This is a genomic window from Pseudomonas asturiensis (assembly GCF_900143095.1).
GTDB lineage: Bacteria > Pseudomonadota > Gammaproteobacteria > Pseudomonadales > Pseudomonadaceae > Aquipseudomonas > Aquipseudomonas asturiensis.
Genome location: NZ_FRDA01000003.1, coordinates 189693 through 214102, shown reverse-complemented (window position 1 = coordinate 214102; position 24410 = coordinate 189693). Strand labels below are relative to the sequence as shown.

Genomic DNA, 24410 nt, shown 5'->3' with positions numbered 1-24410 from the left:
AGGCGATCAATGCGCCTTTGGAATCCCGAACTGGTTCAGCACGGGATCGACGTTATGGTCGAAGGCTTTTTGCGCTTTGTGCTTCTTGACGGCGTCGACGATCATGGAAATCCCGAAACCCAGCGCCATGGCGCCATCGATAGCCCAACCGATAACCGGGATAGAAGCACCCACCGCCATACCAGCTGCCATGCCTGCGGCTTCACCCGCGACCATGGCGACGGCGCGTCCGGCCAGTTGCCCGGCCATGCGGCCAAGCCCGACCGAGGCTTCACGGCCCAGCATTTTGGCGCCCGCATCGATCCCGCCTTTGATCGCCTGTGCGCCGTACTTGGTGCTGTCGTAGATCACTTGCGAGGCACCGAGCTTGTCGCCGTTGGCCAGCATGTCCTTCACAGAAGCGAAGCCCATCACCGACCGGAGAATCTTCGGTCCGCCGCCCGCAAGAAGCTCGGCCGCCACCGACGGCCCCTGGCTTTCATCGGTCTTGCCTTCAAGCAGCTTGCGACCTTTCTTGCTGTTCTGCAGTTCGCTGACCGTGGAGTTGGCGTAACTCTCATTCACGCTGTCCGTGAGTTCGCTGGGCAGCACGCTGTCGTAGGCCGCTTTCTGGCCAGCCAGCGTTTGCATGGCTTGCTCGCCATCCACTTTTTTCTGACCGAGAAGCTGTTTGAGCGCACCGCCGTTTGCAAAATTTTCGACGTACGAGTTCTGAATCGTGGCGCTCAGATCCGGGCGATTGCCCAGCACCTCCTGAGAGGTTGGCACCTTGGCATCCGGAAACAGGTCTTGCTGCAACTGCAACTGGGCCGACATGCCGTCGATGGCGCTGCTGTAATCGACATTCGGGTTACGTTTGTTGACGGCCTTGTCGGCAGTCGCCATGTCGGTTTGCAGCGCCTGGCCGCTGTTGACGTTCTGCGCCTGCTGGATGACGGCTTTCTGCAGCGCGGCGTCGCTGCGTACCAGGCTGCGCTCCTGCTCGGGAACAGCTTTGTTGAGGTACGCCTGCACATCGGGATCGGACTGTAGCTGGGCGATCCTCTCGTTCAGCCCTGCTTCGGTTTTCTCGGTATTGCGCAGTTGACGCCCCGCAATCACGCTTTGCTGAGTCTGCTGCAGCTTGATCATGACCGCCGCCTTCTGCGCACCGCTGTACGATTTGGGCTGGTCGAAAACCTTTGAATCGAGCTTGCTGATGTCGATGCCCGATACCGCATTCACGGTGGCGGCATCGCTGAGCATGCTGGCGAACTGGCCGCCATTGGTGGGTGCGGCCTTTTTGATCCACTCGCTCAGGTTCTTCGAGTCGAACAGTTGGTCGGGGCTGTGGGCGGCCTTGGCGCGGCCTGTCATGCCCGCCTCGTCGAGCTGGCCGAGAAAGCCGGGTTGCGCCCAGGTGTTGCACGATTGCTTGAGTACGCCAGAAAGGCCCGGGTTGCCGGCGGTCAGGCCATTGAGATCGTCGGCGCTGATGTTGCCATCGACCTTGGTCTTGTCGGCTGCACCCACAGCGTTATGCGGGTCGGCGGCGCGCACCAGCGGCAGGTTGGCCTGCATCAACGAGGCGTTACGCACCATCTCCAGGGATTGCGGATCGGCGTTGGGGTTGTCCTCAACGTACTTGGCAAAGTCCTTGTCCGCCTTGTCAGCAGCCTTCTCCATATTCTTGGCGAAGGCCTTGAGGTCCTTGTTGGTAATCTTGCCGTCTGCGTTGCCACCACTCTTGCCCACATCCACGGCAGTCTTCAGGGCCGGGTTAGCGTTGATGAATTCCATGGCCTTCTCGGCATCAGGCCCCTTGCCTGCGGCCATCCGCGCAGCCGCGATGGGCCGGTTGAGTTCCTGCTGCGCCTGCAAACGCTGTTCAGGCGGCAGGTTGGCGACCAGCGGTTCCCAGCGCTTCAGCTCTTCTGGAGAGGAATATTCGGAGTTGTCGAGAAACGCAGCATCAGCCGCCTTTGGCGCATTGGCCGGATCGGCCGCATCGCTGGACGTGACGCTGTCGGTCGGCGCTGCCGGGGCTGCAGGCGCGACTTGAGCGGGATCGGTCTGAGCAGGATCGGTCGTGCAAGGAGGTAGAGGTTCAGGGCTGACGCGGGCAGACGCCCTGCCGGCACCCTGGAACAACAAGGCCAGCAGTGATGATGCGGTTTGCTCGTTGCCTTTGAGCGCAGCGGGTGAATTCTGCGCAGGCTGGCCGAATTGCACGCCACATTGCGCACCGGCTGACGTGCCGCCGCCAGGTTTGAGCAATGCATTGGCAAGTGGCGACTCGCTCGCCAGTTCGCCAGGGGGTGGTTGAGACACGATACCGCTGAAGGGAGAACTGGAAATACGCATGCTGAGTCGCCATCCGGGAGTGAGGGATGCTCACTGTGTGGCTGGCGGTGCGAGTTGGTTCCAGTTCCCCTCCAGATCACCGCCTTTCAGGCGAACGGGTCTATCTGCTGTTTAAGTTGCACCCGCGCCCGTGACAGCCGCGAGCGCACGGTGCCAATCGGCACGCCCAGGCTAGACGCTGTGTCCTGATAGTTGCCGTCCATTTCCAGCGACACCTCAAGCACCCGCTGCATGTTCGAGGGCAGGCCGCTGATCGCCTGGATCACGCGCGCCAGTTGCCGATGTCCGTCCACTTGATGACCGATATCGCCATGCCCATCCAGCTCGGAGTGAACCTCGTCTTCCCAGCTTTCCTGGTACGGCTGACGATACATCTTGCGAAAGTGATTGCGGATCAGGTTCAGCGCGATGCCACACAACCAGGTTTGTGGCTTGCTGGCATGTTGAAACTTGTGCTCGCTGCGCAGGGCTTCGAGAAACACACATTGCAGGATGTCATCGACGTCGTCAGGGTTCATGACGCGCTTCTGGATAAACGCCCTGAGCATCTGAATCTGATCATCGGTCATCTGGCGAATGCCGGCCGAGGATGCGGGCTGGCGAGGTTGCGTCTTATCGAGAATCACAAGATTTTGAAACATGGGGTCTACCCTTTTTTTGATGGTGTGCAACCTCTATAGCGATAAGCATGCCACCCCAAAAAACGACGTAAGCCTTTGTTTTAAAATGAAAATAAAAAACTTGTAATTCCCTGAAATACAATTTTTTGCGCTGACACACATTTGCGTCGACAGCATTTGGCACAAACACGACGACGACTTCCGGCAGGGAACCGAACCTGAGCTGCGACCCACTCAGCGGACATGACCAGGCTCAGAACCGTCCTATGAAAATCGTCGCCCCGCCTCTACTGCCGATACATCCGGTCACGCCGACCCGCGTTGTCACGCCTGCCGTCGCGCCGCCCATTCACGCCCCCACGCCTCACAGCGGGGGGACGTCGTCGCAGCAGATATCGCGCTTCGCTGCGGCTCTGGTGCTGCACAGCAGGATCCTCAGCCAGCGCGAACTGATTGCGAGCAATAACGCCCTGCAATCGCGTGCCGTGAAGCTGGGCGAGCTGTATCAACTGTTGATGGGCGCGCAGGACACAGGGCTGGATAACGCCGCCAAGGCACTGCGCAAGAAGCTGCAGCAAGAAAGCTCGACCGACGACCTGACGCAGGTGCTGGCCTACACCGAAGGCGATGCCGCCAAGGCCCATGTGGTGTTGCAGGCGGCGCGCAAGCAGGCCGAAGCCGATGGCGAAATGGTCGAGCACGTAATGCTGACCCAGCAGCTCAAACAGTTGCGTCGCAAGTACGGACCCCGCGCGCGTGCCGGTATCAATACCGCCAAGGCCTTTGGACGGCAGAACATCGATGAAAAGCGCAGGGCGAATTTGCGCAGCCTCTATGGCGTGGCCGTTTCGGGCCAGCCGAACATCACCGGACTGATCGAAGCGCTGCTCAGCGAACAGGAGGAGCCCGGCCAGTTCGACCTCAATCTGCGCGACATGCGCAGCGCGATTGCCGATGACCTGTCGGCGCTGAATCCGTCGGCCCCCAACGAACAACTGCGCACCCTGATGCACGGCCTGACCACCGCGCGCTACGTGACCACCCTGCTACGCGCTTGCGAGCATTTGCTGGGGCGCATGCGCAACAAGAATCCCGACCTCAAGGTCGATCCTCCTGCTTTTCTCAAGCACCTGCTGACCCTGACGGCCAATGGCATGAACGTGAACCAGACCCTGCAATTGACCCAGCACATCGGCGGCAAGCAACTCAAACATCAACTGGCCTTTCTCAACGGCCTGCGCCCGATGCTGCTGCAACTGCCCATCCTGCTCTGGCGAGACATGAAAAGCCGTCAGGCAGCGCTGGGTAATCTGCTGATCCTGATGGCAGAACTCACTCTACAGGAACAGAAGCAGCTTTACGGGAGCCTCGCCTGATGAATCAAGTCATCAACCTGCTGAACGGCGTTGCTCTGGCGGCCATGCGCCGCTCGGAGCTGGTCGGGGCATTCTTCGTGATTGCCATCGTGTTCATGATGATCACGCCACTGCCCACCGGGCTGGTGGACGTGCTGATCGCCGTCAACATCTGTATTTCCTGCCTGCTGATCATGCTGGCGATGCACCTGCCCAGGCCGCTGGCGTTCTCGACATTTCCGGCCGTGCTGCTGCTGACCACCATGTTTCGTCTGGCGCTGTCGATTTCCACCACGCGGCTGATTCTGCTCAATCAGGATGCCGGGCACATCGTTGAAGCCTTCGGCGAGTTCGTGGTCGGCGGCAACCTGGCGGTGGGTCTGGTGATCTTCCTGATTCTGACCGTGGTCAACTTTCTGGTAATCACCAAGGGCTCCGAGCGGGTCGCCGAGGTCGGCGCACGCTTCACGCTGGACGCGATGCCAGGCAAGCAGATGTCCATCGACAGTGACCTGCGCGCCAACCTGATCAGCGTGTACGAAGCGCGCAATCGCCGGGCCGAGCTGAACAAGGAAAGCCAGCTGTTCGGGGCCATGGACGGGGCGATGAAGTTCGTCAATGGCGATGCCATCGCCAGCCTGATCATCGTCGCCATCAACATGATCGGCGGCATCTCCATCGGGGTGGTGCAACATGGCATGACCGCCGGTGACGCGCTGCAGCTGTACACCGTTCTGACCATCGGTGACGGCCTGATCGCGCAAATCCCGGCGCTGCTGATTTCCGTTACCTGCGGCATGATCATCACCCGCGTACCCAACACCGAAGCTGGCGTGGAAGCCAATATCGGCCGCGAGATCGCCGAGCAGATCACCAGTCAGCCCAAAGCCTGGATCATCGCTGCCGTGGCCATGCTCGGCTTTGCCGCGCTGCCGGGTATGCCGACCGGCGTATTCATCACGATCGCCATCATCTGTGGCGCGGGCGGCCTGTTGCAGTTGCATCGCGCCAAACCTGAGGCAGAACAGGAAGGCGCGGCGAACGTCGCCCCCGAACTCAACGGTCGCGAAGACGTGCGCACCTTCTCGCCGAGCCGCCAGTTCGTTTTGCAGTTCCACCCCAGCCAGGACCCGGCGCTGGTCGAGGCGCTGGTCAGTGAAATCCGTCAGCGGCGCAACCGTCTCGTGGTGCAATACGGGCTGACCCTGCCCTCATTCATCATCGAGCACCCCGAGCAGTTGCCACCCGACGAGTTCCGCTTCACGGTCTATGACGTGCCGTTGCTGAAAGCCACTCTGTCACCGACCCATATGGCGGTCGATGCGCGGGCGCTGGCAAATGAGCAATCGCCAACGGGCATCCCCGGCAGTGTCGAGCGCCAGGAAGATCAATGGGTCTGGATGCCGGTCGATGCGCCAGAGTTGCAACGTGGCGAGCTTGCTGGCGTGAGTGCCATGACCCTGATCACCGAGCGCATGGAGCGTGCCTTGCAATTCAGCGGGCCGCAGTTCATCGGCCTGCAGGAAACCAAGGCCATCCTCAGCTGGCTGGAATCCGAGCAGCCGGAGCTGGCGCAGGAGATGCAACGCGTGCTTACCCTGACGCGACTGTCGGCGGTGCTGCAACGCCTGGCGTCCGAGTGCGTGCCACTGCGCGCAATCCGGGTGATCGCCGAAACCCTGATCGAACACGCCCAGCACGAGCGCGACATCAGCGTGCTGACCGATTACGTGCGCATCGCGCTCAAGTCGCAGATCTATCACCAGTACAGCGGGCCGGACGGGTTACTGGTCTGGCTGCTGACCCCGGAAAGCGAAGGCCTGTTGCGCGACGGGCTGCGTCAGACCCAGACCGAAACCTTCTTCGCCCTCAGCAATGACGTCAGCCAGATGCTGGTCCAGCAACTGCACATGGCGTTTCCCCTGCGCGCGCCGGAACAGGCGGTGCTGCTGGTCGCTCAGGACCTGCGCAGCCCGCTGCGGGCGCTGCTCAGGGAAGAGTTCTACCACGTCCCCGTCATGTCCTTCGCGGAGATCAGCAACGCAGCCAAGGTGAAGGTCATGGGTCGTTTCGACCTGGAAGACGATCTCGAACCCATGGATAACGAACACGCCGCTTGAGCCCGCCAGGCTTGAGCACAGGGAGAAGGTCGGATGTTTGAATTACGCGTACTGAACGGCCAGCACCAGGGCGCCGCACTGCCTTTGATCGGCGAAGAGTGGTCCATTGGCTCCGCCGAACAACAGGATCTGGCGCTTGACGATGCCGGTGTCGAAAACCTGCACGGCCGCCTGCAGCGCCTGGGTGAGCGCTGGGTGCTGAACGGTGAAGAAGGCGCGGTGTGCGACGAGGAAGGCAACGCTCAGGGCAGCGCCGAGCTGACGCTCAACACCGCCTTCATGCTCGGTTCAGTGTGGTTGTGCGTCTCGCCCGCCAGCGACGCCTGGCCGCAGGTTCCGGCAATCATCCCGCCGCAGGCGCAGCACGAGCAGGCGCCTGAAGCCGAACCTGCCCGCCCTGAAGCACCACTGGAAAAAGTCGAATCCCGTTCGCAGAAACTGCTGAATCGCACGACTGGCATCATCGCCGGGCTGCTGATCGGCGTCATTGGCAGTGCCTGGAGTCTGACCCGTACCGCGCCCATCGCGCTGGATCAGGAAATGCCTCACGTGGCGTCCGCTACAGCGGTGGCGACACCTGCGTCGGCCAACGCCTCAAAGCCGTCACAGCCCCAGACGTTGAGTAAAAATGCGAAGCCGGTTAACGACACGCGGATTCGCCTGGCCAATGTCGACGCGGTACGCCGGGAACTGAGCACCATGCTCAGCGACCGGCTGCTGACCGACATCAAGATTGAAGACACCCCGCAAGGGCTGATGCTCACTGGCGATATCAAGGACGAAGCGCTGCTGGTGTATCAACGCATGCTGCAGCGGTTCAAGGACCGTTACAGCTCGCCTGTGACCGTGCTCGACAACGTGGCCAGCGTCCGGGACACCCTGCCGTTCGTGGTGGTGCAGATCATGACCGGACCGCATGCCCATCTGGTCACCGCTGACGGCAAACGAATGTACGTGGGCGACGAACTCAATGGCCTGCGCCTGACGCGCATTGAGGATCAGCGTCTGCAGTTCGACGGCGACCGGCACATCGAGGTGAACTGGTGAACGCGGCGCTGGACCACTGGAAGGCTGTCCACTCGACACGCCTGCGCAACTACAGCGCCGTTCGCGTCAGCGGCCGGGTGAGTGCAGTGCGAGGCATTCTGCTGGAGTGCAAGTTGCCTGCGGCCAAGGTCGGTGATCTGTGCGAAGTGAGCAAGGCCGATGGCAGTCTGCTGCTGGCCGAGATTGTCGGCTTCACGCCCGATTGCACCTTGCTCAGCGCCCTCGGCGCACCGGACGGCATTCAGGTCGGCGCGCCGATCCGTCCGCTGGGCATGGCCCACCGCATTGGCGTGGATGACAGCTTGCTGGGATGCGTGCTCGACGGGTTCGGGCGTCCACTGCTGGGCGATTGCCTGGGGGCCTTCGCAGGCCCCAACGATCGCCGCACCACGTTGCCGGTGATTGCCGACGCCCTGCCGCCCACCCAGCGCCCGCGCATCAGCCGGGCCTTGCCCACCGGCGTGCGCGCCATCGACAGCGCCATTCTGCTGGGCGAAGGCCAGCGTGTCGGGCTGTTTGCCGGTGCCGGTTGCGGCAAGACCACACTGATGGCCGAACTGGCGCGCAACATGGATTGCGACGTGATCGTCTTCGGGCTGATCGGTGAACGGGGCCGTGAGCTGCGCGAATTTCTCGACCACGAACTGGATGAAACCCTGCGCAGCCGTTCGGTATTGGTCTGCGCCACGTCCGACCGGTCCAGCATGGAGCGCGCACGGGCAGCGTTCACCGCAACGGCGATTGCCGAAGCCTTTCGTGCTCGCGGGCAAAAAGTGTTGTTGCTGCTCGACTCTCTGACCCGCTTTGCCCGAGCCCAACGGGAAATCGGTATTGCATCCGGCGAGCCTCTGGGCCGTGGCGGTCTGCCGCCCTCGGTGTACACCTTGCTGCCGCGTCTGGTGGAGCGCGCCGGGATGAGTGAAGACGGCTCGATCACTGCGCTCTATACCGTGCTGATCGAGCAGGATTCGATGAACGACCCGGTGGCGGACGAAGTGCGATCCTTGCTCGATGGGCACATCGTGCTGTCGCGCAAACTGGCCGAACGCGGGCATTACCCGGCCATCGACGTGTCAGCCAGCATCAGCCGGATTTTGAGCAACGTCAGCGGTCGCGATCACCAGCGCGCCAACAACCGGCTGCGCCAATTGCTGGCCGCCTACAAGCAAGTGGAGATGCTCCTGCGCCTGGGTGAATACCAGGCCGGCGCAGATCCGGTCACCGACTGCGCCGTGCGCCTCAACGACGACATCAATGCCTTCCTGCGTCAGGACCTGCGTGAGCCCGTGGCACTGCAGGACACCCTCGACGGCCTGCTGCAACTCACCTCGCAATTACCGGAATAAGCATGGACGACACGCTGGAAGAAGACCCGCAACGGGCGGCGCTCGAGCAGGTGATCTGTCTGCTCACGCCCCTGCGCCAGCATCGCCAGGCCAGTGCCGAGCGCGCACAACGCGAGGCACAGGTGGAACTGAAATCGATGCTCGACCACCTATCAGCAACCAGAGCGTCTTTGAGCCTGGCTCGCGATCACCACCGCAAACGGCGGGAGAGCCTGTCCGAGGATCATCTGGAAAAGACCATCAGCCTCAACGATGTCGACCGCTGGCACGAGAAAGAAAAAAACATGCTCGACCGCCTGGCACTCATCCGTCAGGACATACAGCAGCAGCAATTGCGGATCACCGAACAACAGGCGTTGCTTGAAGAGCGACAACGACAAGCCAAGGCGTCTCAGCGAGCAGTCGAGAAACTGGCCTGCATGAGCGAGACCCTCAACGAAGAAGGTTAAGAGCCGATGCCCACACCGATCCAGTCCGCGCCCAAGCCACCGCCTGCGCCGCAACGTCCCGCGCCGATGGAGAGACCGTCTGCCGCGCCCGCAACACCTGCCGTTTCGGGTGAAAAGCGACCGGCCCTTGCCGTCATTGGCCGTGGAGACGCTCAGACCAGTCGCTCGACCTCAAACAAGCCCTTTGCGGACGCCCCGATCAGCCCTGACGGCCTGTTCTTCTCCCAATTGCTGGTGCCCGCAGTGAGCGAAGAGCGCGATCAGCAAGGCTTTGCGGGCGGTGCGCTGGTCTTTCCTGTGAAAACCGAAGCGGTCCCCACCCAACTGATCGATGAAGTGGCGCAGCGCCTGCCTGAACAGCCTGAAGGCCCACTCAACTTCACCCTCTTGATGCCCAATCTGGGCACGGTGCGGGTCAATGCGGAAAAGACCGATAACCGTTGGAGCATTCAGCTGGGCTTTGCTCGCCGTGACGTGCTCAAGCGGTTGCAGGGTCATGTCGGAGCCTGTCGCGACGCGCTGTCACAGGCCATGGGGCTGGACGTCGATCTGGACCTTCATGAAGAGCTTGAAGCATGAACGCCCTCTATCTGCGCAAAGTGGACCCGCTGCTGGCCCGCGCCACACGTGAACTGGGTGCCGGTCAAAGCCTGGCGTTCGACAGCCAGGGGCAGCACGGCGAACTGACCCTGCTGCCGCTGATTGCCGAATCAGATGTGGCGGCCATCGGCGTGTGGCTCAACAGTGCTGTAGGCGCCCTGTGCCTGAGTGATGCAGAAGCCCTTTTGAGCCTGTTGGGCGATGCGCCGCTGACGCTGGCCGGTGAGCAACAAGGCTGGTACTGGCAGTTTTTCAACCAGCGCCTGAGCCCAACGATTGCCGCATTGCTGGCCCCGCTGGAGCCGTTGTTCGACAGCCCGGAGCAGGCTTCTTTCGGCTGCCGGATCCAGGCCCGTCTCGCCGAAGAGTCGGTGCATGCCCACTTGCACACCACCCCCGAAACCCTGCTCAGGCTGCTGCGTTGCGCCCCCTGGAAGGCCCGGCAGCGGCCAGTGGATGAAACCTGGTCCGTGACTACGCCTTTGATCATCGGCGAGCTGTCGCTAACGCTGAACCAACTGGCGTCGCTGCGTCCCGGCGACGTGGTGTTGCCCGCCCGTTGTGACTTCGACAGCACCGGTCAGGGTCGCCTCGCGCTGGGTGCACGCCAGTGGGCCGCGCACGCCGACAACCAGGCGCAACACCTGTTTTTGCGGCTCAGCCATGAGGAGCACGGTCACAATGAGTACTGAGGATCTCTACCAGGAAGATGTCGACAGCCTGGACGATGAGCACAGCCTGGCTGACGAGGCTGGCGAACACGAGCCTGCCTATGAGACGGGTTATGGAGACGAGCCGTCGTGGCCTGAAACCAAAACCGATGTCACCTCCGAACCCGAGACGCCGCCCGAGCCCGCCGGCTTCGAAGACCTGGCGCTGGACCTGACCCTGCGCTGTGGTGAGCTTCGGCTGACGCTCGGCGAACTGCGCCGCCTGGACGCCGGGACGATCCTGGAGATCAACGGCGTTGCACCGGGGCATGCCACGCTTTGCCACGGCGACCGCGTCGTGGCCGAAGGCGAGCTGGTGGATGTCGATGGCCGACTCGGCTTACAGATTACCCGGATGGCGGCTTACTCATGATCATGGAGGGGATGAACCCGATCCTGCTGGCGCTGTTTCTGGGCGCATTGTCGCTGATCCCGTTTCTGTTGATCGTCTGCACCGCGTTCCTGAAAATCGCCATGACGCTGCTGATCACCCGCAACGCCATCGGCGTGCAGCAGGTGCCGCCGAACATGGCGTTGTATGGCATTGCGTTGGCGGCGACTCTGTTCGTGATGGCGCCGGTGGCGCACGAAATCCAGCAAAAGGTTCATGACCATCCGCTGGAGATGGGCAACATCGATAAGCTGCAGGCCAGCATCGGCAACCTGATCGAACCGCTGCAACGCTTCATGACCCGCAACACCGACCCTGACGTCATCGCCCATCTGCTCGACAACACCCAGCGCATGTGGCCGAAGGAGATGGCTGACCAAGCGAGCAAGAATGACCTGCTGCTGGCGATCCCGGCCTTTGTGCTGTCGGAATTGCAGGCCGGTTTCGAGATCGGCTTTCTGATCTACATTCCGTTCATCGTCATCGACCTGATCGTCTCAAACCTGCTGCTGGCGCTGGGCATGCAAATGGTCTCGCCCATGACCCTTTCGCTGCCGCTCAAGCTGCTGTTGTTCGTGCTGGTGTCGGGCTGGTCCCGACTGCTCGACAGCCTCTTCTATTCGTATATGTGAGGCGGTCATGGAAGCGCTGGCGTTATTCAAACAGGGCATGTTTCTGGTGGTGATCCTCACCGCACCGCCGCTGGGTGTGGCGGTACTGGTCGGGGTGATCACCTCGCTCTTGCAGGCCCTGATGCAGATTCAGGATCAGACCCTGCCGTTCGGCATCAAACTGGCCGCTGTCGGCCTGACCCTGGCCATGACCGGCCGCTGGATCGGCGTCGAGTTGATCCAGTTCATCAACATGGCCTTCGATCTGATCGCCCGCTCAGGGGTCAATCACTAGATGCCGTTCAATGCCCAGGAGGCTTTCGAACTGATGCTGGGCATGGGCCTGGCCATGGCGCGCCTGCTGCCCTGCATGCTGCTGGTGCCAGCGTTCTGCTTCAAGTACCTGAAAGGCCCATTGCGTTACGCCGTGGTGGCAGTGGTGGCGATGGTACCGGCACCGGGTATCAGCCGGGCCTTGTCTTCCCTGCAGGACAACTGGTTCGAGATTGCCGGCCTGCTGATCAAGGAAGCGGTACTGGGTACGCTGCTGGGCGTGCTGCTGTACGCGCCGTTCTGGATGTTCGCCTCGGTCGGCGCGCTGCTCGACAGCCAGCGCGGCGCACTCAGCGGCGGGCAGATAAACCCGAGTCTGGGCCCGGATGCCACGCCGCTGGGTGAGTTGTTTCAGGAAACCCTGATCATGCTGGTGCTGCTGTGCGGCGGGCTGTCACTGATCACCCAGGTGATCTGGGACAGCTACAGCGTCTGGCCGCCGACCGCCTGGTTGCCGGGCATGACCGCGCAGGGCTTCGATGCCTTTCTTGGCCAGCTCAACCAGACGCTCCAGCACATGATGCTGTACGCAGCGCCTTTCATCGCGCTGCTGCTGTTGATCGAGGCGGCGTTTGCCATCGTCGGTCTCTATGCCCAACAACTCAACGTGTCGATCCTCGCCATGCCCGCCAAAAGCATGGCCGGTATCGCGTTTCTGCTGATCTACCTGCCCACGCTGCTGGAACTGGGCACCGGCGAGCTCTTGAAGCTGGCTGACCTGAAGTCGTTGCTCAACGTTCTGGTCCAGGTGCCATGAGCGAAAAAACCGAAAAGGCCACGCCCAAGCAGATACGCGACGCCCGGGAAAAAGGCCAGGTCGGACAGAGTCAGGACCTGGGCAAGCTGATGGTGTTGATGGCCGTCAGCGAAATCACCCTGGCCCTGGCCGATGAAAGTGTCGACCGGCTGGAAGCCTTGCTGGCGTTGTCGTTCAAGGGCGTCGACCGGCCCTTTCTGTCGGCGGTCGAGTTGGTGGCAAGCGACGGTCTGGCCGTGCTGCTCAGTTTCACGCTGTGCAGCGTCGGCCTCGCCATGCTCATGCGCCTGCTCAGCAGCTGGGTGCAGATCGGCTTTCTGTTCGCCCCCAAGGCGCTGAAGCTCGACATTAACAAGATCAACCCCTTCTCCCACGCCAAGCAGATGTTTTCCGGGCAGAACATCACCAACCTGCTGTTGAGCATTCTCAAGGCGGTTGCCATTGCCGCGACGCTCTACAGCCAGGTCAAACCCGCCCTGGGCACGCTGGTGTTATTGGCCAACAGCGATCTCACCACCTACTGGCATGCACTGGTGGAGCTGTTTCAGCATATTCTTCGCGTGATACTCGGGCTGCTGCTGGTAATCGCCCTGATCGACTTCGCCATGCAGAAGTACTTCCACGCCAAGAAGCTGCGCATGAGCCATGAGGACATCAAGAAGGAATACAAACAGTCCGAGGGCGACCCGCACGTCAAAGGCCATCGCAGACAGTTGGCCCACGAGATTCTCAATCAGGAGCCCAGCGCCGCCCCCAACCCGGTGGAAGACGCCGACATGCTGCTGGTCAACCCCACGCACTACGCGGTGGCGCTGTACTACCGACCGGGCGAAACACCTTTGCCGCTGATTCACTGCAAAGGTGAGGACGAAGACGCCCTTGCGCTGATTGCCCGAGCCAAAAAAGCCGGGATCCCGGTGGTGCAGAGCATCTGGCTCGCCCGCACGCTGTACCGCGTCAAGGTCGGCAAATACATCCCCCGCCCGACCCTCCTGGCCGTCGGGCACATCTACAAAGTGATCCGCCAGCTCGACGAGGTCACTGACGAAGTGATTCAAATCGAAGTCGAGTTGTAGCGTCCGGGCTCAGCCTCCCTGTTTGTAAAGTCTTTCGTAGAGTGGGCCGCGGCTTGCCAGCGATGGCGTTGATTCAGTCGCTGAAGTGGCGCCTGATAAACCGAATCGCCGGCAAGCCGCCTCCCACAAAAACGGTGTCGATTCAGCTGGTCTGGTGCTGTTTGACGAGCAGTAGCTGCTTGCTTGCCAAGGCAAAAAACCGCCTTCAGGAGGCGGTTATCCAGGAGGTCTTTCGCAGAGAACACCCGACCGTGGGAGGCGGCTTGCGGGCGATGGCGTCGAGTCAGTCGCTGAAGTGGCGCTCAAGAAACCGTATCGCCGGCAAGCCGCCTCCCACAAAAAACGGTGTCGATCCAGCTGGTCTGGTGCTGTTTGACGAGCAGTAGCGGCTTGCTTGCCAAGGCAAAAAAATGCCTTCAGGAGGCGGTTATCCGTTAGGTCTTTCGCAGAGAACACCCGACCGTGGGAGGCGGCTTGCCGGCGATGGCGTCGAGTCAGTCACTGAAGTAGCGCCTGAGAAACCAAATCGCCGGCAAGCCGCCTCCCACAAAAAACGCTGTCGATTCAGCTGGTCTGGCGCTATTTGAAGAACAAGCGCTGCGTGTTTGCCAAGGCAAAAAAACCGCCTCCATGAGGCGGTTATCGGTGAGGTGTTCAATGCGAACTGATCGGGCTACGCCAAATGATCAAGCCCTGCCAGGATCAACTCATGCCGTCGTATCTCATCCAGATTGGTGACCGCGTTCGGCGCGTCGCTGACGGCGTGCCACACGACAAAATCACGCTGCACATCCAGAAACAGAAAGTAGTCATTGAACCGCTCTGCTTCTGAAAACCTAAGCTGCAGCGCTTCTCGCAATTGCTCGGGGCGCAATGCCCGACCTTCGATGTGCAAGGCGATGCCCCAGTTCTGGTGCTCGCGGCGGCTGACAAAGGCTACCCCGCTGGCCACCGGCCAGACGGCTGGCGCCTGCGCGGCGACCTGGGTGTAGAACGCCTTTTTTTCCTTTACCTCAATCATCTTCAGTCCTTTAACTGCACAACGGTATAGTCCCGGTCACGGTCTTGCTCATCCAGTCCCTGACGCATGTCAGGCGGCCACCAGATGACCAGCTCACGGCTGTTCGAATCAGGGCGCTTGCAGGCATAACCGGCACAACCGTGGGTCGCGCATCCGGTCAGCGTAGCGAACATAACGAACAATAGAACAACGCTACGTTTTTTCATGGTGCGACTCCCCTGAGCAGCGACGGACGACTTTCCTTGGCCATTTTGGAGATCTGAGGCTGACGCAACGCGATATACACCTCGCTTTCCTCTCCCGGCTGCAGCCAGGCATGTGGCCAAGCGGCGACGGCCATGACCCAGCGACCACCACAGCGGCTTTCATCGATACGTACAGGCCTTGCGGTCGTGTTGCGCGCAACCACTACGGCCACGCCCCAGTCCTTTTGCACGAACCACTGCGACCGTTGCCGATCCAGACTCAGGCCTTCGCCAGGGTCGCACAGGCTGTCCGCCTCAAACGGCAGGGACTCGCCAGCACGCATGCCGGCAGGTGCGACGCCATCGGCCATCTGGGTGAAGATTTTCTGGATGTCACCCCGGGTCGGCAGCTCGCCACCGTCGCGACGCTCCTTGATCTTTTTCATCTGATCATCCACATCATGAGGGTTGCCGTTCACGACGTAACGGGCCGGGTTGACCTGATCACCGATGAGGCGCGGGGTCAGGATGAACAGCCGCTCGCGCTGGCTCAGCTCACGGCTACGGGATTGAAACAGCAGCTTGCCGATGTAGGGGATGTCGCCCAGCAATGGCACTTTATGCACCTTGTCGTTGGCCTCCATGCCATGGAAGCCGCCGATGACCAGCGAACCGTGTTCAGCAATCACCGCCTGGGTGCTGACGTTGCCTTTGCGTACGCTGGGCTGTTCGTCATTGATGCTCGACACGTCGATCTGCCCGTCCTCGATGTCGACGATCAACTGCACCTGTGGCTTGCCGTCGTGATCCAGCGAACGCGGAATCACCTGCAGGCTGGTGCCAGCAGTGATGGGCTGGATGTCGGCGACCCGCTCAGACGTTGCGGTGATGTATTCGGTACGGCTGAAGTCGATCACGGCGGGCTGGTTTTCCAGGGTCAGGATCGAGGGATTACCAATCACCGAGGCCGAGCCATTGCCTTCCAGCGCATGCAGCTCTGCAGAAAACTTGCTGGCGTTCTGGATGAACAGGGTCGAGCTGGTTCCCCCTTCAAACAGATTGGCACCGCCACTGACGTTGCCTGAATTGAAATTCCAGCGGCTGGACAGCTCCGCCAGTTCGTTGCGGTCGATGTCGAGGATGACCGCATCGATTTCGATCAGGTTGCGCGGTACATCCAGCTCCTTCACCAGTTTCTGGTACATCGCCTTGCGCTCGGGCAAGTCGTAAATCAACACGGCGTTATTGCGCACGTCAGCACTGACACGGATGTTGGCGCGACCGCCGCCGCTGCCCTTGCCGGATTTCTTGCTGCCGAAATTGAGCACCCGGTCCAGGCCTTGTTGCAGCGCGCCGGTGTCGATGCCATTGGAATCCAGGTTATACGCAAGGCCTGTCGAGCCCAGGCTGCCGCCACTTGAGCGACTGCCCTTGCCCTGCCCGCCCAGTAGATTGATGCTGCTGATGTCGTCGCCTCGCGAACGGCTTTCCAGCAATTCCTGAAGAATGCTGGCGACGCCTGCCACCACCAGTTCCTGATCGCGATAGTGAATCGTGCGGTCAGCCGCGTTGGCGTACTTGAGCGGCAGCATGACCACGTCCTGCTTGTCGGCCTTCTCGGGCGGCTCGACCTTCTTGCTGTAGCTGCGCACGAACTCCACGTACTTGGCCGGGCCCCGGACCAGCACCACGCCTTCGTCCGGCAATGCGCCCCAGCCGAAGCGCTTGTCCAGCAGCCCCACATCGGTCAGGGCCGTTTGCAGGTCATCGACCGCATCGGGCGAGACTTCGATGCGCGCCGAGGTGTGCTGGCTGGACGGGCTGATGTACAGGGTGTCGTTGTACACGAACCACTGGAAATGATGCTCCTGAGCCAGACGGTCAAGAAACTCCTGAGGGTTCTGAGCGCGAATACGCCCGTCCAGTTTGCCCGGCACCGGCTCCATGTCGAGCGCCATGCCGAACTCCTTGGCGAAATCGGCCAGCGCTACCGACAGCTCGGTCTGGCGAGCGTCATAAGCGTAGGCGGTGTGTTTCCAGGCTTCGGGGGTGACCGCCCATGTCGCTGAGGTCACCCCGATCAACAGTAAAGGCAACCACATTAAGGCCTTGCGCATTTCACACTCCCGGTTGCCGCTGATTGAGGATCGCGCGCACGGATGAGCCCGGCGCTGTCGTGCGAATAGTGGTGTGCATCAGGCTGAGCATGGCGCCGCGCTGGTTGGCCAGGCTTTCCAGACGATTGAGCAGGTCGCCAAGGCTGCACGGATTCGGCATCCAGCTGAGCAGCACCACGCAGCGCGTCTGTGGGTCGATGCCCAGCGCGCCGTCGCAGGCACACGCCACGCTGGCGCCGCCCTGAACGAGCAGGGCTTCGAGGCGCTGCGGATCACTGGCGTCGTACGGATCGAGCAGCTCGATGCTGCAACGCACGCCATCGCCGTCCACGGCCAGGCGCGCGTTGGCGTCATCGATCCAGCAATCCAGAGGGGTTGCCGGACGCTGCGCCGACCACTGACCGAGGATCTCGGAGAAGTCACTGAATTCCATCGATGATTGCTTTGGTGATGCCGTGTTTGGCGCGCAGGCTTTCGTTGACGGCGATGCTGGCGACATCGGTCTGCTGCTGGGCTTCGTTGAACGCTTGCAGGTCTTCGATGGAGCCGCTTTCAGAGGCGTCCATGGCCGCGTTGTTCATATCGGTCTGAGCGCGGCTCAAGGAATTATCAAGATGGTTTTGCAGGCTCTTGAAACTGATCATGTTCAGGTACTCCAGCAGAAGGATTCAAACCTTGAGTGGAGCAAACCTGCGTTGCGGTTCCATCCTGCAAGCAACGCGTGCGTCAGGCCGTCGTTTCAGCGCCCAGCAACCCGTCGCGCAACGCCGCCCACTCGATGTCGAACGCGCCATTGGCATCACTCAGACGCAGACTGCCTATGGCGATCGAGAGGTCACGCTTGAGCCGCCAGTGCTCGGCAAACCTACTCTCGGTCAGCCACTCGGCCACCGGTTCGGCCATGTCAGGGTGAACGCTGAGCGTCGCCGCCGCCTCGTTCAGCTGGCTGGCGGCCAGATTGCGCACGACAGCGCGGGCGCGTTCGGCCAGTGTGGTGTCGTCCAGCAACTGCGCCAGCGCCTCGTTCAACAGCGACTCGACACTGTCCATCATCTGCCGTTGCAAGGCGTCACGCGTTACGTGCAGGTCGCAGAGAAACGCATTGGCCGTGGCCCAGAACTCGGCCAGGGCCTGCTGCTGAAGGCGCTCGCCTTCTTCCTGCGCCTGCCGCAAAAGCTGCTGAGCCTCACGCCGCGCGTTGGCCAGAACGTCTCGCGCCAGCAGGCTGTCGGCAATGTGTTCGCGGCGCACGATGGGTTCAGGCAGCAGCGCAGTGTCGGTCAGGGCAATACTGCGTTTGGCGAGCATAAAACAAACTCCGTGACGCACAGAAAAGGGAATGAAATCAGCCTGCGGTGACGCGCCAGAGAATGGCTTGCCACAACGTCTGGAGTTTTCCGTCGGGGGCCCGACTGGGGTTGTCGGCGACCTCGCCGGGTGCCCAGGCCAGGCGCAATCGCGACCAGCACGCGGGCCCCAGCCAGGCACCGAGCAGCGAGCGGGCGTCGGCGGTTTCGGGCATCAGCCAGACGCTGGGACGCAAGGCCTTGGTCAGCGCCCGGCACCATTGGCCCTCGGGGTCATCGCGTTCGCCGGGCGCAAAACAGATGCACTGCGCCAGCGCCAGCGCGTGATCACGCTGCGACGGGGTGAGCGACAGCCAGCGCAGCGTCGCCTCGTCAGGAGGCGGCGGCTGGCTGGGTTCGATCCCCATGGTGTGCAGAAACACCGCATGGCGGCTGTTCAACAGCGCCGTACACACGTCAATCGACAGCCCGTGAGCCTGTGCAAACCTGTTCTGCCAGGCCGGGTGTGCCCAGTGCCAGGGATTGCACCACCACTGGACCCACAGGTCCTCGGCGGTCGAGCCGGTCATGCCCGCGCCGGCAAGGTCGAGCGACTGCGACGACCGATGCCGATCCGTTGCAAGGCAGCGGCGCGCCAGTCACCGCGCAGTCCCAGCGCAATGATCAGCAACATTACGACCAATCCCAAGGGCACCAGCCATAGCATCAGGTTCCAGAACGGCAGGTTGTCGCTGTCCAGCTTGAACGGCCCGAAGTTCGCCCACTGCGTGGTTTCCTGAAACTCGGTGGCCGGCACGAAGACGATCGAGAATTTCTTTGAATCGGCCGACTGCCCGGACATACCGGGGATGCTGCTGGCAACCATCTGCTGAATGCGTCCGCGCACGCTGTCAGGATCGAGCGCGGCGGAATGCTTGATGAACACCGCCGCCGAGGCTGGCTGCACCGGCTCGCCAGGGGCGATACGCTCCGGCAGCACCACATGGACCCTGGCCACAATCACCCCGTCGATCTGCGACAGGGTGGCTTCAAGCTCCTGGGACAAGGCATAGATGTAGCGGGCGCGCTCTTCCAGCGGCGTGGAGATCACGCCTTCCTTCTTGAAAATTTCACCCAGGCTGGTTCGCGAACGCCGAGGCAGGCCTGCGGCATCCAGCACTCGCACGGCGCGGTTCATTTCCCGGGTCGAGACGGTGACCACCACGCCACTTTTTTCCATGCGTTTGCGCGCGTCGATGTGCTGATCGGCCAGACGTGCCACCACCTCGTTGGAGTCTTGCTCGGACAAGCCGGTAAACAGTTCGGTTTCGTCGCTGCAGCCGCCCAGCATCAGCAGGCTCAACAGGAGCAACCCTGCACTCAGACATTTCACGGAAAACCTCTACTGCAGGTTGGTCAACTTGTCGAGCGCCTGGGCGCTCTTGCTCACGACCTTGGTCGTCAGCGCCATTTGCAACGAACACTGCGACAACGCACGGCCCATCTCGATGATGTCTGCGCCGTCTTCGGAACCTGCGACTTTCTTCATTTTGCGCAGCGCCTGCTGCGACAGTTTCTCGGTGTCGCTCAAACGATCGGACAGCGCGTTGGCAACCTGATCAGACAGGTGAGAGGTCGGACGCACGTTATCCGGTCGTATGGCCGCGTTGAACAGGTCGACATCCGCCTGTACAGGCTCGGAAACGAGCCCCTGATGCACATCCAGCCCAGATTCCGGCGTGGCGCTTTTGAGGTTACTGAGGTGGGAAATGGTCACGAGGGCTCTCCGTCAGGCGGTTTTCAAGTCAGGACAACGTCGGGTTCTGGGCGCCTTGCAGCAGGGTGTTGATGATCTGTGCAGCAGTTTGCGCAGCACTGGCCTGCAGATCTGCCCCGCCACCATTGACACCGGCGTTGCCTTGCAGCGTCACTTCCAGCCCTCGTTCGAGCAGCCCACCGAGCAGTTGGCCGAGATCGGAGGTCGGCGAGTTGCCCGCGGGCGTCGCGCCCGATTGCGGCGAAGTACCGACGGGAGTGCCCAGACCGCCACCTTCGGACAGCACCGATTGCAGGCCGCGCTCCACCAGCTCACCCAACAGTTGGCCCAAGCCATCGCCGCCCGTAGCATTCGGGGTGGTATTAGCAGCAGGATCGGTCAGTGAATCAGGCGAACTGGCCGCGTCCGTTACCGGGGAGCCCAGGCCACCGCCGGCTGTATTACCAACGCCGCTGGCATCGCTCTGCTGTTTGCCGAGCTGCTGACCGATGATGTCCAGCGCAGAGCGAAATTGAGCGGTCTCATTACCGTCCAGGAAGTTATCTTCCTTGAGTTCGTTCATCCACGAACCCGAGTCCGGCGTCGGAAATGCGGCCTTGTTGTCGTCCATGAACTGCGCGATCTGTTCAAGCATCGGCATGTCGTCCTGGGAGAAGTTGGTCCCGTCGGTCTGTTTGGTCAGCAAATCATCCAGTGCCGCTTTGCCAAGGCCGTTCAACACCTGGTTCATCAGGTCGGACTGACCGGCATCTGCGCCACCTGCACCACCCACGCCGCCAGAGCCAGCACCGCCACCGCCCGCCCCTGTACCGGCCGAGGCGCCGAAATTATCGCCGAGCTTGTCGTGAATCAGTTTGTCGAGCGCGATCTTGAGGCCTTCGATGCCTGCGGACTTGCCCTCGGCGCTCATCGCCTTGGCGAGCATCTTGCCCAATGGCGAGCTTTCGTCCAGTTGACCGTTTTTGGTCAGGGCCTGGATAAGCTGCTCGACCACGTCCTGCAGCGGTTTGCTGGACTGAGTGGTGCTGCTGTAGTCCTTGCTCTGGAGCGGCAGGGTGAAAAGTGAAGCCGAAGCTTGAAGAAGCGGGTTGGCGCTGTTGAGACTTTGCATGAAACACCCATCCTAAGGTAGCGGCCCCCTCTGACGAGGGGGCAATCAGAAAGAATTAGTAACTGATACCTTTGGTCGTCTGCGCCGTGGCACTGATTTTCTTGTTCGACGAGTCGTCCTTGCCGGACTGGATGGCGTTGAGCACGTCCATGGTCTGCTTCTTGATCGTTTCCTTGGACTGCATGTCGATCAGCTTGGCCTGGTTGGCATCCTGCTCGCGGCTGGAGCGTTCCTGCGCATCGACTGCTGCGCTGCCGCCGGTGCCCTTGAGGATTGCACCCTGCAGTTGAGCCGTGGAGGAGACGGTGTTCACGCCCTGCGCCACTCCGCCCGCAGCACTGACGCCGCTGTTGAACATGTTGGTGATTTTCGAGGTGAGACCTACAGGTGCGACCATGATGTGAAACCCCTTATCGTAACCAGCGTGATTGCTTGGTACAGATAGGTGGCAACGACTGGCAGATCGGTTCCAGGCCCGATGCAAAAATCAGATCTGCAATTCCTTGATGCGCCTGTAGAGCGTGCGGCGCGGCATGTCCAGCTCCTGACTGACCGCATCGACACAGTTGCGATGGCGCTTGAGCGACTCCTGAATCAGGACTTTCTCGATGCACCGCAGCTGCGATTTGAGCCCACAGTTCTGGCGCTCGTCATCCGAAGCCTCGATTCCCAGCAATGGCAGGCCGAGCACGAAGCGCTTGGCAGCGGCCTTGAGTTCACGAATGTTGCCAGGCCAGTCATGGTCGAGCAGGGTTTGCTGCAACAACGAACACACTCTGGGCGCTGTCACGTTCAATTCATTGGCAGCGACGTTCGCGAAACGGATGAACAGGGGCACGATGCGCTCATGCTGGGTGCGCAGCGGCGGTAACTTGAGCGTCAGGACATTGAGGCGAAAATACAGGTCGCGGCGAAAGGCGCCCTCTTCCACCGCATTGTCCAGCGAGCGCTGGGCCGACGCGATCACGCAGATGTCGAGCTTGATGCTCGACGTGGAACCCAGGCGCTCGATTGAACGGGTTTCCAGCACTCGCAGCAGCTTGGCCTGCAGGCTCAGGGGCATGCTATCGATCTCATCCAGGTACAAAGTACCGCCATGCGCCGCTTCGATGTAACCGACCCGTGAGCGATCGGCGCCGGTGTAGGCGCCACTGACCACGCCGAACAGTTCGCTTTCCGCCAGGGTTTCCGGAATGGCCGCACAGTTCATCGCGACCAGACGTCCTTTGCGCCCGGACATCGCATGGATGCGTTTGGCAATGGTGTCCTTGCCCGTACCGGTTTCCCCCGACAGCAACACGTCGATCCCCAGGTGCGAAATGCTTTCAGCGACAATTCCCAGATTCGGCACACGCTCGTCATCGAAATCATCATCAAAACCCACATCAACGCTCATCCATGACCCCACACTATGAGTAGCCGGATTACACAAACTCGGATCGGAAACCCAGATCAGGCGTCAGGCGGCGATGTGGCCAGCCACGCCCAGCTCCTTCATGCGGTGGTACAGGGTGCGTCGGGGCAGTTCGAGTTCCTGCAGCACAGCATCGACATTGTGACGGTGCCGCTTGAAGGCGTCCTGGATGAGCCTTTTTTCGATGACACGCAGTTGTGTCCGCAGGCACATGGCTGAATCCCGGACCTCGGGCGGCTCTGCGCCGAGAAGAGGGAGACCCAGCACAAACCGTTTGGCAGACGACTTGAGCTCCCGAATGTTGCCAGGCCAGTCATGACTGAGGAGCATCAACACACGGGCGCTGTCCAGCGTCGGAGCAGGCCTTCCGAAATCCTGCGCGATGCTCTGGGTGAACTGGTCGAACAACGGCAAAATATGTTCGCGACGTGTACGCAACGCTGGCAGCTGCAGCGTCAGTGCATTGAGCCTGAAGAACAGGTCGCGCCGAAAAAGTCCTTGTTCCACCAGTTCATCCAGAGGCCGCTGGGCGGAGGCAATCACTCGCAAATCCACGGGAATGAATGCCGTCGAGCCCAGGCGTTCAACGCCTCGACACTCCAGTACACGCAAAAGCTTGGCTTGCAGGCTCATCGGCATGCTGTCGATTTCGTCCAGGTACAGCGTGCCGCCCTGAGCGGCTTCGATGTAGCCCTCCCGGGAGCGGCAAACGCCCGTGAACGCCCCGTTGACCACGCCGAATAGCTGGCTTTCGGCCAGCGACTCCGGGATGGCCGCGCAATTCATACCGATGAACGCGCCCGGCCGATTGGAGAGCGCGTGGATGCGGTTGGCCAGGGTGTCCTTGCCGGTCCCGGTCTCCCCGCACAACAGCAAGTCCATATCCAGTACTGCGCTATTCATTGCAATTTCATGAAAGGCCGACAATGCACTATCTGGATGACATCCTCGGCCGCTTACATCGCCTTTTGCGTTCATTGCTCACTCTCACTGTGGATGCAGGCGCACTAGTAATACCACGACTTACAAGGCACGAATATATGGATTTAGTTCCCCACGCACTGAGAAAAGAGTCACACATTCAGAAAATAATATCAAAGTAGCATCATCCTACAAAGAATGACGCATTGATAGAGCGAGTCTTTTCAAACGATTATTTTAAACTATCGTTATTTGAGGTTTCTCAACCAGTTAGATGGCTACAAACCGCCCCCTACGCCGGTTTCACGGCCCAGGACGGGCCTACGCAGACGTTTGTCAAGAAGCATTCTCAGCCGCACCTGGTCGGTTGACGCCCCAAAACCGAGCAGACCTACGGTAATCCAGAGGCGACTCTCACTTGAAACAACTTGCCAGAATCCAGGCAGTAAAAGAGCGCACGTTAAAGACGGCGCGCTTAAACACCCAACTAAAAGACATGATGAATTAAACAGCGCCTTTATGGCGACATACTGTTCACCGCCCCCCCAAACAAAGACATGTCATAAAAAAGAAACACACTTCAATATAATGATGTTATCGGCATTTAGTTAGAAGTGCGTGACACCGAAAGCAGTCGGTTTTCCGAACGCCGGACGACGTCACGCTCCCGCCCTATTGACCCACAAGGGTTACACGAGGCCAAGAGTGATACCTTTATGCCATCAACCATTCGGCAATCCGAACGCGTGGGGCGCACGCACCTAAAAGGTCAGGCCAAAAAGAAGAGTAAATTGAGCAGAAAGGATTCAGCGCGAACCCG

28 protein-coding genes are annotated in these 24410 nt (G+C 60.9%); 13 read left to right on the top strand and 15 right to left on the bottom strand.

What is annotated here, in order from left to right; genetic code table 11:
• Positions 1-6: 6 nt before the first annotated feature.
• Together BUB69_RS06650 and BUB69_RS06645 are read right to left on the bottom strand one after the other, a co-directional pair.
• Positions 7-2343, bottom strand: a complete 2337-nt coding sequence (locus BUB69_RS06650; RefSeq protein ID WP_073163624.1) for a type III effector HrpK domain-containing protein — start codon at positions 2341-2343, stop codon at positions 7-9.
• Positions 2344-2429: 86 nt separating this feature from the next.
• Positions 2430-2984: an RNA polymerase sigma factor gene (locus BUB69_RS06645; protein WP_073163621.1), complete on the bottom strand. Its 555-nt coding sequence runs from the start codon at positions 2982-2984 to the stop codon at positions 2430-2432.
• Between the two features lie 245 nt (positions 2985-3229).
• Here BUB69_RS06645 and sctW point away from each other — a divergent pair, with 245 nt between their 5' ends.
• The 13 genes from sctW (at position 3230) to BUB69_RS06580 (ending at position 14144) form a co-directional block, all read left to right on the top strand.
• Positions 3230-4339: a type III secretion system gatekeeper subunit SctW gene (gene sctW / locus BUB69_RS06640; RefSeq protein WP_073163618.1), complete on the top strand. Its 1110-nt coding sequence runs from the start codon at positions 3230-3232 to the stop codon at positions 4337-4339.
• The gene (gene sctV, locus BUB69_RS06635; RefSeq protein ID WP_073163616.1) at positions 4339-6438 is read left to right on the top strand and encodes a type III secretion system export apparatus subunit SctV; all 2100 of its coding nucleotides are present in this window, start codon (positions 4339-4341) and stop codon (positions 6436-6438) included. The genes sctW and sctV overlap by 1 nt, the downstream gene beginning before the upstream one ends.
• Before the next feature lie 33 nt (positions 6439-6471).
• Positions 6472-7485 (top strand): FHA domain-containing protein, encoded by a 1014-nt coding sequence (locus BUB69_RS06630; protein ID WP_073163614.1) that lies wholly within the window; start codon positions 6472-6474, stop codon positions 7483-7485.
• Positions 7482-8831, top strand: coding sequence for a FliI/YscN family ATPase (locus BUB69_RS06625; protein ID WP_073163612.1), 1350 nt, complete (start codon positions 7482-7484; stop codon positions 8829-8831). The genes BUB69_RS06630 and BUB69_RS06625 overlap by 4 nt, the downstream gene beginning before the upstream one ends.
• 2 nt (positions 8832-8833) lie before the next feature.
• On the top strand, positions 8834-9280 hold the full coding sequence (locus tag BUB69_RS06620) for a type III secretion protein (RefSeq protein ID WP_073163610.1): 447 nt from the start codon (positions 8834-8836) through the stop codon (positions 9278-9280).
• A 6-nt stretch (positions 9281-9286) separates the two neighbouring features.
• The gene (locus tag BUB69_RS06615; protein ID WP_073163607.1) at positions 9287-9859 is read left to right on the top strand and encodes a type III secretion system HrpP C-terminal domain-containing protein; all 573 of its coding nucleotides are present in this window, start codon (positions 9287-9289) and stop codon (positions 9857-9859) included.
• A complete protein-coding gene (locus BUB69_RS06610; protein WP_073163605.1) occupies positions 9856-10572 on the top strand; it encodes a type III secretion system protein in 717 nt (238 codons plus the stop codon). Before BUB69_RS06615 ends, BUB69_RS06610 begins: the two co-directional genes overlap by 4 nt.
• Positions 10562-10963, top strand: coding sequence for a FliM/FliN family flagellar motor switch protein (locus BUB69_RS06605; protein ID WP_073163603.1), 402 nt, complete (start codon positions 10562-10564; stop codon positions 10961-10963). The genes BUB69_RS06610 and BUB69_RS06605 overlap by 11 nt, the downstream gene beginning before the upstream one ends.
• Positions 10960-11613 carry a type III secretion system export apparatus subunit SctR gene (sctR, locus tag BUB69_RS06600; RefSeq protein ID WP_073163601.1) on the top strand — a complete coding sequence of 218 codons (654 nt, stop codon included), beginning with the start codon at positions 10960-10962 and terminating at the stop codon, positions 11611-11613. Before BUB69_RS06605 ends, sctR begins: the two co-directional genes overlap by 4 nt.
• Positions 11614-11620: 7 nt before the next feature.
• Complete coding sequence (gene sctS, locus BUB69_RS06595) at positions 11621-11887, top strand: type III secretion system export apparatus subunit SctS (RefSeq protein ID WP_024687116.1); 267 nt, start codon at positions 11621-11623, stop codon at positions 11885-11887.
• Positions 11888-12682, top strand: coding sequence for a type III secretion system export apparatus subunit SctT (sctT, locus tag BUB69_RS06590; RefSeq protein WP_073163598.1), 795 nt, complete (start codon positions 11888-11890; stop codon positions 12680-12682).
• On the top strand, positions 12679-13758 hold the full coding sequence (sctU, locus tag BUB69_RS06585) for a type III secretion system export apparatus subunit SctU (RefSeq protein ID WP_073163596.1): 1080 nt from the start codon (positions 12679-12681) through the stop codon (positions 13756-13758). Before sctT ends, sctU begins: the two co-directional genes overlap by 4 nt.
• A gap of 62 nt (positions 13759-13820) precedes the next feature.
• Positions 13821-14144 (top strand): hypothetical protein, encoded by a 324-nt coding sequence (locus tag BUB69_RS06580; RefSeq protein WP_073163587.1) that lies wholly within the window; start codon positions 13821-13823, stop codon positions 14142-14144.
• Between the two features lie 287 nt (positions 14145-14431).
• Here BUB69_RS06580 and BUB69_RS06575 read toward each other — a convergent pair whose 3' ends face one another.
• The 13 genes from BUB69_RS06575 to BUB69_RS06515 all read right to left on the bottom strand — a co-directional run bounded on the left by BUB69_RS06575 (position 14432) and on the right by BUB69_RS06515 (position 23647).
• Positions 14432-14779, bottom strand: a complete 348-nt coding sequence (locus BUB69_RS06575) for a type III secretion protein HrpV (RefSeq protein WP_073163584.1) — start codon at positions 14777-14779, stop codon at positions 14432-14434.
• Positions 14780-14781: 2 nt separating this feature from the next.
• Complete coding sequence (gene hrpT / locus BUB69_RS06570) at positions 14782-14985, bottom strand: HrpT family type III secretion system protein (protein ID WP_024687616.1); 204 nt, start codon at positions 14983-14985, stop codon at positions 14782-14784.
• The gene (sctC, locus tag BUB69_RS06565) at positions 14982-17081 is read right to left on the bottom strand and encodes a type III secretion system outer membrane ring subunit SctC (RefSeq protein WP_073163582.1); all 2100 of its coding nucleotides are present in this window, start codon (positions 17079-17081) and stop codon (positions 14982-14984) included. Before sctC ends, hrpT begins: the two co-directional genes overlap by 4 nt.
• Position 17082: 1 nt before the next feature.
• The gene (locus BUB69_RS06560; protein WP_073163580.1) at positions 17083-17514 is read right to left on the bottom strand and encodes a type III secretion protein; all 432 of its coding nucleotides are present in this window, start codon (positions 17512-17514) and stop codon (positions 17083-17085) included.
• Positions 17501-17725, bottom strand: coding sequence for a type III secretion protein (locus BUB69_RS06555; RefSeq protein WP_024687619.1), 225 nt, complete (start codon positions 17723-17725; stop codon positions 17501-17503). Before BUB69_RS06555 ends, BUB69_RS06560 begins: the two co-directional genes overlap by 14 nt.
• An 82-nt stretch (positions 17726-17807) precedes the next feature.
• Positions 17808-18389, bottom strand: coding sequence for a type III secretion system stator protein SctL (sctL, locus tag BUB69_RS06550; protein ID WP_073163578.1), 582 nt, complete (start codon positions 18387-18389; stop codon positions 17808-17810).
• A gap of 37 nt (positions 18390-18426) precedes the next feature.
• On the bottom strand, positions 18427-18957 hold the full coding sequence (locus BUB69_RS06545) for a type III secretion protein (protein WP_073163576.1): 531 nt from the start codon (positions 18955-18957) through the stop codon (positions 18427-18429).
• On the bottom strand, positions 18954-19760 hold the full coding sequence (gene sctJ / locus BUB69_RS06540) for a type III secretion system inner membrane ring lipoprotein SctJ (RefSeq protein WP_073163574.1): 807 nt from the start codon (positions 19758-19760) through the stop codon (positions 18954-18956). The genes BUB69_RS06545 and sctJ overlap by 4 nt, the downstream gene beginning before the upstream one ends.
• A gap of 9 nt (positions 19761-19769) precedes the next feature.
• The gene (sctI, locus tag BUB69_RS06535) at positions 19770-20144 is read right to left on the bottom strand and encodes a type III secretion system inner rod subunit SctI (RefSeq protein ID WP_073163572.1); all 375 of its coding nucleotides are present in this window, start codon (positions 20142-20144) and stop codon (positions 19770-19772) included.
• Positions 20145-20172: 28 nt separating this feature from the next.
• Positions 20173-21255: a type III secretion system effector HrpZ gene (gene hrpZ / locus BUB69_RS06530; protein WP_073163570.1), complete on the bottom strand. Its 1083-nt coding sequence runs from the start codon at positions 21253-21255 to the stop codon at positions 20173-20175.
• Positions 21256-21310: 55 nt separating this feature from the next.
• Positions 21311-21652, bottom strand: coding sequence for a type III secretion system major pilin HrpA (locus tag BUB69_RS06525; protein ID WP_024687625.1), 342 nt, complete (start codon positions 21650-21652; stop codon positions 21311-21313).
• A gap of 90 nt (positions 21653-21742) precedes the next feature.
• Entirely contained in the window at positions 21743-22651 is a 909-nt protein-coding gene (locus BUB69_RS06520) for a sigma 54-interacting transcriptional regulator (protein WP_073163568.1), read from the bottom strand.
• A 63-nt stretch (positions 22652-22714) separates the two neighbouring features.
• Positions 22715-23647, bottom strand: coding sequence for a sigma 54-interacting transcriptional regulator (locus BUB69_RS06515; protein WP_073163566.1), 933 nt, complete (start codon positions 23645-23647; stop codon positions 22715-22717).
• Positions 23648-24410 lie beyond the last annotated feature (763 nt).